We start from the raw sequence: 804 nt of genomic DNA on the forward strand, positions 1-804 counted from the left end.
GATCTTCGCACTGGTGGTCGATCTGGCTGCCGTGCCGCCGCTAGAGCTTGCGAAGTCCACTGAGCACCCTTTCGAGCAGTGTCACATCCGGCGTGCCGCCGGCCTCTCCGTTGCCCGGCTGGTGGATCGCCACCATGCCCGCCTCCGCGAGGTCCGCCACCAGGATGCGCGCCACGCCGAGCGGCATCGACAGCAGCGCCGAGATCTCGGCAACCGACTTGACCTCACGGCACAGATGGCAGATCCGCTGGTGCTCCGGCAGCAGGCTGGCGAGCACCGCCGGATCTGCGGTCGTCGACACCAGCGCCTCTATGGCGAGCTGGTAACGCGGCCGCGTACGGCCGCCGGTCATGGCGTACGGACGCACCAGCGGCTGGTCGCCCTCGTCTCCGTATCCGGCATCCATGGGGACACCGTACGGATCGTGAGAGGCGGGTGGCGGGGTCATGAATCCTCCGGGCGATGACAGCAAGTGGTCGGCTGTGCCGTCTGACTGGGCCGGTGGGGGACCGGTGGGCGGCCTTGACGGATGTCGGTGCGGTGGCGCGTACTCCCGTATCGGGCAGGTACCGGGAAAAGCGTGGGGCAGGTCGTTCGGTACGAGCGTCGCTACGGTCGGCGGTACGGGGCTTGGGCGGGCGGTCGGGTCGGGTCGTCTAGCGCAGCAGGCTCCCCTGGAGTTCGGCGCGCAGGTCCGGGGTGAGAACGCTGCCCGCGCGGTCCACCAGCAGGGCCATCTCATAGCCCACGAGGCCGATGTCGGCCTCCGGGTGCGCGAGCACCGCCAGCGAGGAACCGTCCGAG

1 protein-coding gene and 1 pseudogene are annotated in these 804 nt (G+C 69.8%); both read right to left on the bottom strand.

Annotated features, from left to right (window positions below; translation table 11 throughout):
* Positions 1-40: 40 nt before the first annotated feature.
* Positions 41-448 carry a DUF742 domain-containing protein gene (locus OF819_RS29040; RefSeq protein WP_267246635.1) on the bottom strand — a complete coding sequence of 136 codons (408 nt, stop codon included), beginning with the start codon at positions 446-448 and terminating at the stop codon, positions 41-43.
* A 208-nt stretch (positions 449-656) separates the two neighbouring features.
* A pseudogene (locus OF819_RS29045) lies at positions 657-804 on the bottom strand (roadblock/LC7 domain-containing protein); the annotation flags it as partial.

The organism is Streptomyces sp. PR69 (assembly GCF_026420845.1).
Lineage (GTDB): Bacteria > Actinomycetota > Actinomycetes > Streptomycetales > Streptomycetaceae > Streptomyces.

Excerpts from the sequence above, each read along its gene's own strand:
- OF819_RS29040 (WP_267246635.1), bottom strand. The coding sequence starts at position 448 with ATGACCCCGCCACCCGCCTCTCACGATCCGTACGGTGTCCCCATGGAT.